Annotated in this window: 13 protein-coding genes; 10 read left to right on the top strand and 3 right to left on the bottom strand. The window is 36.6% G+C overall.

All coding sequences use genetic code 11. From position 1 onward, the window contains the following. Positions 1-20: 20 nt before the first annotated feature. The 8 genes from atpG to WBM60_RS11000 all read left to right on the top strand — a co-directional run bounded on the left by atpG (position 21) and on the right by WBM60_RS11000 (position 7,364). Entirely contained in the window at positions 21-884 is an 864-nt protein-coding gene (atpG, locus tag WBM60_RS11035) for an ATP synthase F1 subunit gamma (RefSeq protein WP_424264152.1), read from the top strand. Between the two features lie 150 nt (positions 885-1,034). After that, on the top strand, positions 1,035-1,550 hold the full coding sequence (locus WBM60_RS11030) for a hypothetical protein (RefSeq protein ID WP_424264150.1): 516 nt from the start codon (positions 1,035-1,037) through the stop codon (positions 1,548-1,550). 66 nt (positions 1,551-1,616) lie between these two features. Continuing rightward, complete coding sequence (locus WBM60_RS11025; RefSeq protein WP_424276795.1) at positions 1,617-3,101, top strand: lipopolysaccharide biosynthesis protein; 1,485 nt, start codon at positions 1,617-1,619, stop codon at positions 3,099-3,101. 1 nt (position 3,102) lies between these two features. Next, positions 3,103-3,537 (top strand): dUTP diphosphatase, encoded by a 435-nt coding sequence (gene dut / locus WBM60_RS11020; RefSeq protein WP_424264146.1) that lies wholly within the window; start codon positions 3,103-3,105, stop codon positions 3,535-3,537. A 38-nt stretch (positions 3,538-3,575) separates the two neighbouring features. Beyond that, positions 3,576-4,493 (top strand): tetratricopeptide repeat protein, encoded by a 918-nt coding sequence (locus WBM60_RS11015; RefSeq protein ID WP_424264144.1) that lies wholly within the window; start codon positions 3,576-3,578, stop codon positions 4,491-4,493. A 4-nt stretch (positions 4,494-4,497) separates the two neighbouring features. Next, entirely contained in the window at positions 4,498-5,283 is a 786-nt protein-coding gene (locus tag WBM60_RS11010) for a DUF4292 domain-containing protein (protein ID WP_424264142.1), read from the top strand. 1 nt (position 5,284) lies between these two features. Next, a complete protein-coding gene (locus tag WBM60_RS11005; protein ID WP_424276793.1) occupies positions 5,285-6,514 on the top strand; it encodes a murein hydrolase activator EnvC family protein in 1,230 nt (409 codons plus the stop codon). 13 nt (positions 6,515-6,527) lie between these two features. Beyond that, positions 6,528-7,364, top strand: coding sequence for an aldo/keto reductase (locus WBM60_RS11000; RefSeq protein WP_424264139.1), 837 nt, complete (start codon positions 6,528-6,530; stop codon positions 7,362-7,364). Positions 7,365-7,385: 21 nt separating this feature from the next. On the opposite strand, the gene WBM60_RS10995 is transcribed toward WBM60_RS11000, so the two are convergent. Both WBM60_RS10995 and WBM60_RS10990 read right to left on the bottom strand, forming a co-directional pair. Continuing rightward, positions 7,386-7,901: an acyl-CoA thioesterase gene (locus WBM60_RS10995; RefSeq protein WP_424264137.1), complete on the bottom strand. Its 516-nt coding sequence runs from the start codon at positions 7,899-7,901 to the stop codon at positions 7,386-7,388. A 54-nt stretch (positions 7,902-7,955) separates the two neighbouring features. After that, positions 7,956-8,900, bottom strand: a complete 945-nt coding sequence (locus WBM60_RS10990; protein ID WP_424264156.1) for an SPOR domain-containing protein — start codon at positions 8,898-8,900, stop codon at positions 7,956-7,958. 105 nt (positions 8,901-9,005) lie between these two features. Between WBM60_RS10990 and dprA the strand changes: the two genes are divergently transcribed. Continuing rightward, positions 9,006-10,109, top strand: a complete 1,104-nt coding sequence (dprA, locus tag WBM60_RS10985) for a DNA-processing protein DprA (RefSeq protein ID WP_424264135.1) — start codon at positions 9,006-9,008, stop codon at positions 10,107-10,109. Between the two features lie 160 nt (positions 10,110-10,269). On the opposite strand, the gene trpS is transcribed toward dprA, so the two are convergent. Continuing rightward, the gene (gene trpS, locus WBM60_RS10980; protein ID WP_424264133.1) at positions 10,270-11,238 is read right to left on the bottom strand and encodes a tryptophan--tRNA ligase; all 969 of its coding nucleotides are present in this window, start codon (positions 11,236-11,238) and stop codon (positions 10,270-10,272) included. A gap of 69 nt (positions 11,239-11,307) precedes the next feature. Between trpS and WBM60_RS10975 the strand changes: the two genes are divergently transcribed. After that, on the top strand, positions 11,308-12,042 hold a 735-nt coding region (locus tag WBM60_RS10975; RefSeq protein WP_424283078.1), incomplete at its 3' end, for a lysophospholipid acyltransferase family protein.

Genomic DNA, 12,042 nt, shown 5'->3' with positions numbered 1-12,042 from the left:
CTGAATTCACAATTTAAGAAATGGCAAATTTAAAGGAAATACGAAATAGAATAGTATCGGTATCCTCTACCATGCAGATAACCAGCGCCATGAAAATGGTGTCTGCTGCTAAGCTAAAAAAAGCTCAGGATGCCATTACCGCGATGCGTCCTTATGCCGATAAACTTGGGGAATTGCTGCAAAATTTCAGTGGAAGTATAGATGGTGAAACGGGGAGTAAATATACAGCCAAGAGAGAAGTTAATAACGTTCTGATTGTAGCAATTACTTCCAACAGAGGACTGTGTGGGGCATTTAATTCAAATATAATTAAACACTGCCTGTCAATGCAGAAAGACCAATACGCGGGTCAGAAAGTTGATTTTATAACAATAGGAAAGAAGGCGAACGACCTTATTGGAAAAAGACATACTGTTGTTTCTGACCATAGCAAAATCTATGATGAACTTTCTTTTGATAATGCGGCAGAAATTGCAGAAGAATTAATGCAATTATATACTGATGAGTCCTATGACAAAATTGAAGTAGTATATAATAAATTCAAAAATGCGGCTACACAAATAGTTACCGTAGAGCAATTCTTGCCAATTGTGCCGATGGAGCAGGATTCAAACAGCTCTGCTGCTGACTATATTTTTGAACCTGCAAAAGCAGCTATAGTAGAACAGCTTATTCCTAAGTCGTTAAAAACACAATTATACAAGTCTATAAGAGATTCATTTGCAAGTGAACATGGGGCCAGGATGACTGCAATGCATAAGGCCACCGATAATGCCACTGAATTAAGGGATCAGTTAAAACTGACTTATAATCAGGCTCGTCAGGCGGCAATTACCAACGAAATCCTTGAAATAGTTGGTGGAGCTGAGGCATTGAAAAATTAGAAATTTTCATTTAGTATTGGTTGAATAAAGAATTTTAATCCCGCCTATTGCGGGATTTTTTATTAGCAAAATATTTATAGTTGCTTACTTAACTTTTTTGGCACCAAATTTGGTTTTATATCTTTACGAAAGCATTACTAAAAGAAAATTATGAAAAATACATCAATTATAATACTTACTGTTTTTAGCCTGTATGGATGCTCCTCCCAAAAGAAATTAACCACGGCGCCACCTTTCAGCATAAATAACCCTTCCTATCAGCAATATGCCGGTGGCAGGGAAGAAAGTGGCACGGGTTTTATTCTGCAATTACCGGTGGATGTAGAGGCTGGTAATGAGATAGATTTTTTAGAAGTGTTTTTTAAGGGGCATGTTTTAGAAGCAGAGATAAAAGAAGATGGGGAAAACCTGCGGATTGTCTGCAATTATAAAGACACAAGTGAGGACAAAAAACCAGATATTATAATGCATTCAGATCCTAAAGAGGAAGTAGGAAATCAACCCCCTGCTTCTATAAATAGGAAAAATGCAGATTTTCCATTTGATTTGGACAAAGATGAAGCGGTTATTAGTTATAAAATTATCACAGGTGATCCGCAAAATAATAAAGTAAGCTATTTCAAAATCACAGGAATAAAGAAAAAGCCTTCGCTTATATATCAGTGAACACCATGCAACAGACTTTGTTGCATGGGTTTAAATACCTAATTTTAAGCCCAAATCTAAAAGCCTTTGAGTTTATTTAAAAAACTTTTTAAGCAAACATTCATTTATGGTTTGGCTACGGTGTTGCCTCGCATGCTTTCTTTTATTTTGGTCCCAATTTATACCAAAGTTATGCCACCGGGATCATATGGAGAGGTGACATTAATTTTTTCCTGGTTTGCAATCTTTAATGTGATCTTGGCTTACGGTATGGAAACCGGCTTTTTCAGATTCTTCAATGGGGAAGATGATAAAAATAAAGTAGTTGCCACCTCATTAATTTCTTTAACGGTTAGCACTGTCTTATTTACAAGCCTTGCATTGCTGTTTCAATTTCCGATGGCTGAATTACTGAATATTGAACAGCGTTATATTAAGTATGTCATTTTTATTCTCGCCTTAGATGCTCTTGCGATCATCCCTTTCGCATGGCTCCGTGCAAATGAAAGACCCATGCGCTACGCGATGGTGAAAACAGTGAATGTTGCTGTGAATTTGGGGTTGAATATTTTTTTCCTCCTTTTACTGCCCGGTCTTGCGGATGTGAATCCCGAAAGTTTGTTGAACGCCATATATATTGCTGACTTTGAAATATCATATATTTTTATATCAAACTTAATCGCAAGTGGTATTACCTTGTTAATGATGGGTGGTCTTTATCTTAAAAGCACTTATACTTTTGATAAGGCCTTATGGCTTAAGATGATTAAATATGGTATGCCGGTAATGATTGCCGGAATAGCATTTACTATAAATGAAGTTTTTGATAGAATTTTACTTGTTGATCTATTACCACAAGATATTGCCAAAAGCGAAATGGGCAAGTATTCCGCTTGTTATAAACTAGCACTTTTCATGACTCTTTTTGCCACGGCCTTTCGCCTTGGGATAGAGCCTTTTTTCTTTAGCCACTCCTCTTCTGACCATCCTCAGCGTGCTTATGCCCAGATTACAAATTATTTTGTTGTCCTGGGAAGCGTAATATTATTAACGGTTGTGGTGTTTGCAGATATTTTAAAGGTCATTTTTATTCAAAACCAGGCATATTGGGAGGCCATGCCAATAGTGCCGGTGATAGTACTGGCGAGCTTTTGCCTGGGGATTTACCATAATCTTTCAGTTTGGTATAAGGTTACAGACAGAACACAATTTGGCGCTTATATTTCTATTGTAGGGGCATTAATTACCATTGGGATTAATTATTTATTTATTCCAGACTGGGGGTACTATGCTTCTGCATTTGCTACTTTGGCGGCCTATGGCAGTATGATGGTAATCTCTTATCTCTTCGGCAGAAAGTACTATCCTATTCCTTATAACTTTAGAAAAATAACTTTTTACTTAGGATTATCTATCCTGTTTGCCGCGCTTTCTTTTTATGTATTTAACAGAAATTTGATAATAGGTAGTGCCTTGCTTTTAGTATTTTTAATCCTACTCTACAAAATGGAAAATGAAACGCTTAAAAGAATATTTTTAGCAGGGATAATTGGTAAAAAAAATAGCACATAAAATGAAAATTAAAATTATTAATAAATCAGATCACGCGATCCCCGAATATGAAACACCTGCTTCAGCCGGGATGGATCTACGGGCCAATATATCTGAATCAATTACGTTACAACCACTAGAAAGGGCTGTCGTTAAAACCGGATTATTTTTGGAAATTCCTGTCGGATATGAAGCACAAGTAAGACCGCGAAGTGGTTTGGCGGCGAAGAAAGGAATAACGGTACTTAATGCACCAGGGACAGTAGATGCGGATTATAGAGGAGAAATTGGCGTGATTCTTGTGAATTTGTCCAAAGAAGAATTTACTATTGTCAATGGGGAGCGCATAGCCCAACTGGTGATCTCATCACATGAACGAGCTGAATGGATAGAAACAGAGATTTTAACTGAAACCACGAGGGGAGAAGGTGGGTTCGGAAGCACTGGAATAAAGTAAAAATTCTTTAATAGTGAGGATTTATGTAGTCTGATTATATGAACTTTAGGCTTAAATGGGTTATTTATATTTTAGGGATATTTATTTTCTCTCAGCTAAGCTATGCCCAGGAAGAAGAAAGCGCTGAGGTATTTTTGGAAGATTATACAGACGAATTTCAAGAGGCATTTTTTGAAGCATTAAAGCAAAAAGGGATTGAGAACTATGATAAGGCTGTTAACCTTTTCCTCAAATGTAAAAAATTGGATAGCACAAACAATGTGGTAGACTTTGAACTAGCTAAATCCTATTTGGCGAATAAGCAATATATACTAGCCGAACAATCCGGGATAGACGCATTAAAATCCGAACCCGAAAACTTTTGGTATTTAAATACTGTAGTAGATATCATGCAAAAACAGGGTAGGCCCATAGCGATGATTGAAGAGCAAATTTCTTTTGATAATAATAAACTCAAAGAAAATCTAGCGCTTATTTACTACCAAAAAAAGAATTATCAGGAGTCTTCAAATATTCTTAAGGAGTTGAAGGACTCTTCTTTTAAAGAAGCACTTGCACTTAAGATCAAAGATTCTTTGGATCGCCCTCAGAATGTTGATGAAATAAAGCCAGTTCCTCCGGTTCAAAACACGAATTTGAACCCTCTTTTGAAGTATAAGGAAGAAATTGGCGAATTAATCCTGAATAAGAATTATTCTTCCTTAATTATCAAAGCAGATGAAGCTTTGGAGGAATTTCCGTCTCAACCCTATTTTTATTTTGCCAAGGGGATGGGCCTAAATAGAAGTGGAAAACAAAAAGAGGCAACAGAGGTATTAGAAACTGCTTTGGATTTTCTTATTGATGACATTGAACTTGGTAATAACATATACAGAGAGTTAGCCAATGTGTATACATTTTTGGGAAACTCATCAAAGGCAAATATGTATCTTAGTAAAATCAAATCTGGCTCCTGATCGAATGAAAAGTAATACCTATAGTTGGAATAGATGGATCATAATTACCCTTCTGGCAATGCTTTCTTTCTCTTGCAAATCAAGTAAAGTAGTTTCTGCGGGCAAAGTTGATGAAAGGCTTACCACCAAGGCAATAATCAAAAATCATTATAAAAACCAATTAGAATTCAAGACCATAAGCGGTAAGATAAAAGTTGAGTATAATGATGGTGGAAGTGTTCAAAGCTTTAATGTTAGCCTAAGAATTGAAAAGGGGAAAGCCATTTGGATGAGTGCTCCTTTGGGTGTTGTAAAGGCGTTAATCACCCCTAAAAGAGTAACATTCTACAATAAACTTCAAAATGAGTATTTTGATGGAGACTTCACTTATTTAAGCGAGTTATTGGGAACCGAATTAGATTTCAACAAAGTACAGAATCTACTACTAGGAGAGGCACTATTTGATTTACGGACAGAAAAATATATTTCCCTTGCTACGGAAGATTACTACGAACTTAAGCCTAAAAACACGGGTGATCTGTTCAAAACATTATTCTTAATTGAACCAAAGAATTTTAAAATCGCTACACAGCAATTATCTCAACCATGGAATAAGAGGCTGCTGGAGATTTATTACAAGTCTTATCAGGAAAAGAATAACCGGATTTTACCTGAAGAAATTTTGATTACAGCAATTGATATTGACCAAATCACCAATATTGCCATACAATTTAGGAATATTGAGTTGAATAGAATATTGAATTTTCCCTATAAAATACCAAAAGGATTTGAAGAAATAGTTTTGAAATAAAATGAGAATTGCAAAGCAATATTCTGCATATATACTTTTTATTATTTTCGTGTTACTGAGTTCCAATGCACATGGGCAAACCAATGAGCAAAAAGCCCTGGAAACCAGGAGAGAACAGCTGCAAAAGGAAATCGAGGACATAAACAGACTGTTATTTGCAGAAAAAAAACAAAAAGGTACTGTTCTGGATCAAATGGAGGTGCTGGATCAGAAGATTAATGTTAGACAGCAATTGATACGTGTTACTAATCAGCAAGCTAACCTTCTTAACAGGCAAATAAATGCTAATATTCGAAATATTTCCAAGCTTCGGGAAGATTTGGACGCCTTGAAGGAAGAGTACGCCACAATGATCCAAAAATCATATCGAAATAGATCTCAACAAAGCAGGCTAATGTTTCTCTTGTCTTCGGAAAATTTTTTTCAGGCCTTCAAAAGATTACAATATATGAAACAATATACTCAGTTTAGAAAAGAGCAGGGAGAGGATATTGTCAAGAAAACGGAAGAACTTATCCAGCTAAACAATGATTTAACGAACCAAAGAAAGGAAAAGGAGGTTTTACTGGCCCAGAATTTAAAGGCCAAAGGTCTATTACTTAATGAGATAAAGGCTCAAAAAGATTTATTAAAGTCAATTCGACAAAATGAGAGTAATTATGCCTCAGCGATTAATAAGAAAAAGCAGGAAGCGCGAAAAATTGATCAACAAATAGAAAGACTAATCAGAAGCGCTATAGCCGCCTCGAATAAGGAAGCCGGGAAAAGTGTAACTTCAAATAAGTTTGTTTTAACCCCGGAGGCGACGCTGGTAGCAAATAACTTTTCTGCAAACAAAGGAAAGCTTATCTGGCCGGTTGAAAAGGGGATTAAACAGCAAGGTTTTGGTATTTATAAGGATGCCGTATATCCTGGGATTAAACACCAAAGTAATGGAGTTATTATTGCAACAGATGAAGGTGCTACGGCCCGTGCAGTTTTTGAAGGGGAAGTAATAGCAATTTTGGCCGTACCAGGAGGAAATAAAGGTGTTCAGATCAAACATGGAAACTTTATTAGCACCTATTACAACCTTTCTAATTTGTATGTAAAAAAGGGCGATAAAGTAAGCTTGAAAGAAGAGTTAGGAAAGATATATACCAATCGTTATAATGGTTTAACACAACTAAAATTTTACCTCTACGAGGATGCTACAAGATTGAATCCGGAGGAGTGGATTTACCGACTTTAATGATAAGTAGAATATGGAATCAATAACTGATATTAAAGGAACTTTTACATTAAACAATGGGGTTAAAATGCCGTATTTCGGTTTGGGGGTTTATCTTTCTGAAGATGGAAAAGAGGTAATAAATGCGGTTAAGTGGGCATTAGAGGAAGGATATCGTCATATAGATACTGCATCTGTCTATAATAATGAAGAAGGAGTAGGCACTGGAATAAAAGAGAGTAATGTTCCAAGGGAAGATATTTTTGTTGTGAGTAAAGTTTGGAATTCAGATCAGGGCTATGAAAATACGCTGAAAGCTTTTGACAAAAGCCTTAATAGACTGAAGCTGGAATATTTAGATCTATATTTGGTGCATTGGCCGGTTGCGGGGAAATATAAAGACACCTGGAAAGCTATGGAATATCTTTATGAGCAGAAGAGAATCAGAGCTATTGGAGTAAGTAACTTCATGCAACATCATCTGGAAGATTTATTGGGTACGGCAAAGATAGTTCCAATGGTAAATCAGATGGAATTTCACCCGTATTTGGTACAACAAAACCTTTTGGATTTTTGCTTGGATAAAAATATTCAATACGAAGCCTGGTCTCCAATGATGCAGGGCAAAATTTTTGGAATAGAAACCTTTAAAGAACTCGCAAATAAATACAATAAAACGATTGCTCAAATAGTCTTGCGCTGGGATTTGCAAAAAGGAGTTATTACCATACCTAAATCATCCAAGCGGGAAAGAATTTTAGCAAATGCGGATATTTTCGATTTTGAATTAACCATGGATGATATGGCTAATTTGGATAGTCTGGATAGAGGGCAGCGTTTTGGGCCGGATCCTGACAATTTCGATTTTTAATTTTTAAATAGCTAAATGAATTTATTCTTTCATGAATAATGCACGGAGTTCCGTAGCCTCATTTGGTTTCATTTTACCCGCGAGAACCAGACTAAGTTGTTTTCTCCTCAGTGCGCCTTCAAAACGTTCAGTTTCCAGTGCTGTTTCCGGGATTATTGGTGGGACTTCAGTTGGCTTACCGGTTTCGTCTACTGCAACAAAAGTATAAATGGCTTCATTGGCTTTAGTACTTTCCCCGCTAAATCTATCTTCCATCCAAACATCAATATAAACTTCCATCGAAGTTCTAAAGGTTCGGGATATTTTGGCCTCAACGGTAACCACACTGCCCAAAGGGACAGAACGGTTAAAAGCAACGTGATTAACAGATGCGGTAACTGTAATACGTCGGCTGTGGCGTCTTGCAGCTATACTGGCAGCCCTGTCCATGCGCGCCAATAGTTCACCACCAAAAAGATTGTTTAATGGATTAGTTTCGCTTGGCAAAACCATATCCGTCATTATTGTTCTTGAATCACTGGGTGTTTTGGGCTGCATATGAAAAGTTTTTTCAAAGATACGCAGCAAATGCATTGAAGAAAAAGAAAGAAACTATTTTGTAGACAACATCCAGGCGTCTTGTGATTCTGAACGCTTTACTTTCTTTAGAAAGATTAGAGCTTCTTCCGGGTTTTCAAAGCTACCGTAGGTAACCTGGTGTAAGCCATATCTATTAACCCCTAGATAAGTTGCGTCATAGCCTTTGTTGCGCAATTGTGTTACTTTCTTATCAGCATTTTCCTGAATCCTAAATGCTCCTGCAATTATGTGGTGATTACCCTTACTTTTCTTTGTTACATTTAGCTCAAGTTCAGGTAATTCAAGTGGCTTTGAGTTAAAGAATGTAGCTTCCTGAATATTTTTAGACACAAGGGTTTGTGCTTCCTCCAGAACGAGTTGTTTTTTAAGAAGAGTTTCACCATAAAATCGGTAAGCTGTCATTCCCGTCGATAGGGCTAATAATAGTATGGCAGCATATTTCAAATAGGGCCTGAATGAAGTTCTTTCCCGTTGTTCGGGAGTTATAATAAAGGGAATCTTTTCTTCTAATTCGACTACTTGTTCTTTAAGCTTTTCGCGGGTAACCCCCGGAGACACAAAGGATGAGAGACCATAAGAAGACGTAAGATAATTCACCTCATTTGAAGGTTGAAATTGTAATTTACCTTCCCTGTTTAACCATAATTCACCTATAGATGATATTTTTAACCTTTCTCCTGAATGTAATTGTTTTCTCCAAGCTTTTGCAACATCAAGGGTTTGTTTCAACATTTCCTCATACGACTTGTTTTCGGCATTGGCCATGTATGAAACCAGTAAACCATCATTTGAGGATAATTGTTCATTAAATGATATTCTTTTTGAAGGAGGGTAAAAGGTATTGGTTGACTTTAGAAGTACGGCAGATTTCATTTGCGTTAGAAAGGCACCAAAATCAGGAACGACAACACAGTTGTAACGATATAAAAGTTGCTGAATGTAGTGCTCAATTCCCATAAATACAAAGATGAAGAAAAATTTGAGGGCTTCAAACTCGAGAAGAGAACTTTTTATTAACATAATATTTTGTGTAATTTGTGAATAACTAAATATATTTTATAAATGACTAAGGATGAGTTAATTGCAGTTCTTAGAATGCAAAATATCCCTCATATTGGTGATATAACAGCTAAAAAGCTGATCGCTCACTGTGGCAGTCCAATGGCAGTTTTTAGGGATAAAAGGAAGCATTTAGAAAAAATTGGGGGAATTGGATCTGCGGTTATAAGCGGCCTGCAAAACAGAAAGCACCTTCTTGCTGCTGAAGCAGAATATGAATTTATTCTTAAAAATGGAATATCCTATTCATACTTTATGGATCCTAATTATCCTGCTTACCTGAAACATTGTTTAGATGGCCCTATTTTACTTTTTAAAAAGGGCAACATTAAACTTGAGGATAAAAAAGTGATCAGTATAGTGGGTACGCGCAATAGTACTGCTTATGGCAGGGCTTTCTGTGAAAAATTCATTGAAGATATTGCGCCAATAAATCCCGTTATAATAAGTGGCTTTGCATATGGGATTGATATTTGTGCACATAGGGCAGCTTTAAAAATGGGTCTACAGACCGTAGCCTGTGTGGCGCATGGATTAAATCAAATATATCCAAAAGCACACCTTAAATATGTTGATGAAATTAATAGGAACGGAGGCTTTTTAACTGAATTCTGGAGTACAAGTAACCCGGATCGGGAAAATTTTCTAAAAAGGAATAGAATAATTGCAGGGATAAGTGAAGCGACAATTGTAATAGAATCTGCAGAAAAGGGAGGTAGTCTTGTAACGGCGGATATGGCTAATAGCTATAATCGGGATGTATTTGCCGTACCTGGACGGGTAAAAGATAAATATAGTTTAGGATGCAATAATCTAATTAAGAGCCAAAAGGCTCATATGATCACTTCTGCTGCAGATCTGATCTATTTAATGGATTGGCAATTGGAAGAACATAAAACTGTCGCCGTACAAAAGCAACTTTTTGTTGAATTGGATGAGAATGAGAAAACAATCTACACTTTTCTGCAGAAAACCGGCAGGCAATTGGTAGACCAAATTGCTTTGGAATGCCAATTACCTGTATTTAAGACGGTGTCCAGTCTTTTGACCATGGAAATGAAAGGAATGATACGTCCTTTACCCGGGAAACAGTATGAAGCTATATAGTTTAAACCAGACCAGGTAGTTTGTTTGTGTTTAATTTAAGATGATAAAACAAGCTATTTAAGGTGTTCATCGATAAAATACACTAATAAAACCGTAGACTAACTTTTGCTCTTTTCAGTAAAAAGTTTAATTACAAACCGGGTAGTTGGTTAACAAAAATCTAGTACCCTACTTTATTCCTAACTCTTTCGAGCACTGAGTCGGCGACTTTTTTAGCTTTTTCTGCACCTATTGATAGTGCATCGTCAACCTCATTTAGATGATTCATATAATAATTGAATTTATCTCGTGGTGATTTAAACTTTTCAAGGATTAATTCATACAAAGCTTGTTTGGCATGCCCATAGCCATAATTTCCATTTAAGTAATTTGACCGCATTTCAGCAATCTGAGAATCAGAAGCTAAAATTCGGTATAATGAAAAAGTGGTATCCGCCTCTGGGTCTTTTGGATCTTCAAGAGATTTGCTGTCCGTAACAATACTCATCACCTGTTTACGCAGTTTTTTATCCGGTTGGAAAATATCTATAAGATTGCCCTTACTTTTGCTCATTTTCGCCCCATCTGTCCCCGGTATATACATAGTATCTTTTTGGACCTGTGCCTCGGGCATTACAAAAGTCTCACCCAATTGCGACTGAAAACGCGATGCAACATCTCGTGTCATTTCTATATGTTGTAACTGGTCTTTACCAACCGGGACAATATTCGCATCATATAACAATATATCTGCAGCCATTAGCATAGGATATGTGAATAGCCCTGCATTAACATCTTCTAACCTGTCTGCCTTGTCTTTGAATGAATGGGCCAAGGTTAGTCGTTGATAAGGATAAAAACAGCTTAAATACCACGCAAGTTCCGTTACTTGCGGAACATCGCTCTGTCTGTAAAATACGGTGCTTTCTACATCAAGCCCGAAAGCTAACCAAGTGGCAGCAGTTGCATAGGTGTTATGTCTCAGCTCTTCACCATTTTTTATTTGGGTAAGGGAATGCATATCGGCAATAAACAGGAAAGAATCATTTTCACGATCTTTTGCCATATTGATTGCAGGTATGATCGCTCCCAGGATATTTCCGAGGTGTGGGGTTCCTGTACTTTGTATGCCGGTTAATATTCTTGCCATTTATTTTATATTTCAGAGGCAAAAGTAAAAGAAATACGATTACCCTGCTAAAATTGTTATTTTTGATTTATGCACTTACCTCTGGAAAAATTAGGTCTCGTTCTCTATCGTATTTGGTTTTATATCCTTGTGAGTCTTCCTATTTTTATTTTTTTCCCCTTTCTTCTCTTAACAACCCTTTCAGACAGGACTTATCGGCAATTTTTTTGGCTGGCACGGAATTTATGGGCAAATATTATTATTTACGGGATGTTTTGTTTTCCAAAAATATCTTACGAGCAAAAGTTGGAGAAGGGTCAAAGCTATATGTTAGTTGCAAATCATACCAGCATGCTGGATATTATGATGATGTTAAAAACAAGTAAGAACCCCTTTGTCTTTGTAGGTAAGAAAGAGTTGGTTAATATTCCTGTTTTTGGATTTTTTTATAAACGTGTCTGCATTCTTGTCGACAGAGAAGACAGTCGAAGCAGGACAGCTGTATATAGAAGAGCACAGAAAAGATTAAATCAGGGCCTTAGTATTTGTATTTTTCCGGAAGGTGGTGTACCCGAGGAGGACGTAATACTTGATGAATTTAAAGATGGGGCCTTTAAAATGGCAATAGCCCATAATATTCCTGTAGTTCCAATTACCTTTTATGATAACAAAAGCCGTTTTCCGTTCACATTTTTCAATGGAAGCCCGGGTATTGCAAGAGTAAAGGTTCATTCCTTTTTCAAAACAAAAGAACTAATGGAAAATCAAAAATCGGAATTACGGGAACAAGTAAGAACCATTATTTTAAAAGAGCTCCAAAATAGG

Source organism: Eudoraea sp., from assembly GCF_049669105.1.
In the GTDB taxonomy this organism is placed as follows: Bacteria; Bacteroidota; Bacteroidia; order Flavobacteriales; family Flavobacteriaceae; genus Eudoraea.
Note: the sequence above shows the minus strand (reverse complement) of the source record. Positions and strands in the feature narration are given on the sequence as shown.

Coding starts and splice junctions, on each gene's coding strand:
- WBM60_RS11030 (WP_424264150.1), top strand. CDS start 1,035: ATGAAAAATACATCAATTATAATACTTACTGTTTTTAGCCTGTATGGA.
- WBM60_RS10995 (WP_424264137.1), bottom strand. CDS start 7,901: ATGCAGCCCAAAACACCCAGTGATTCAAGAACAATAATGACGGATATG.
- WBM60_RS11000 (WP_424264139.1), top strand. CDS start 6,528: ATGGAATCAATAACTGATATTAAAGGAACTTTTACATTAAACAATGGG.
- WBM60_RS11005 (WP_424276793.1), top strand. CDS start 5,285: ATGAGAATTGCAAAGCAATATTCTGCATATATACTTTTTATTATTTTC.
- trpS (WP_424264133.1), bottom strand. CDS start 11,238: ATGGCAAGAATATTAACCGGCATACAAAGTACAGGAACCCCACACCTC.
- dut (WP_424264146.1), top strand. CDS start 3,103: ATGAAAATTAAAATTATTAATAAATCAGATCACGCGATCCCCGAATAT.
- WBM60_RS10990 (WP_424264156.1), bottom strand. CDS start 8,900: ATGGGAATTGAGCACTACATTCAGCAACTTTTATATCGTTACAACTGT.
- WBM60_RS11010 (WP_424264142.1), top strand. CDS start 4,498: ATGAAAAGTAATACCTATAGTTGGAATAGATGGATCATAATTACCCTT.
- atpG (WP_424264152.1), top strand. CDS start 21: ATGGCAAATTTAAAGGAAATACGAAATAGAATAGTATCGGTATCCTCT.
- WBM60_RS11015 (WP_424264144.1), top strand. CDS start 3,576: ATGAACTTTAGGCTTAAATGGGTTATTTATATTTTAGGGATATTTATT.
- dprA (WP_424264135.1), top strand. CDS start 9,006: ATGACTAAGGATGAGTTAATTGCAGTTCTTAGAATGCAAAATATCCCT.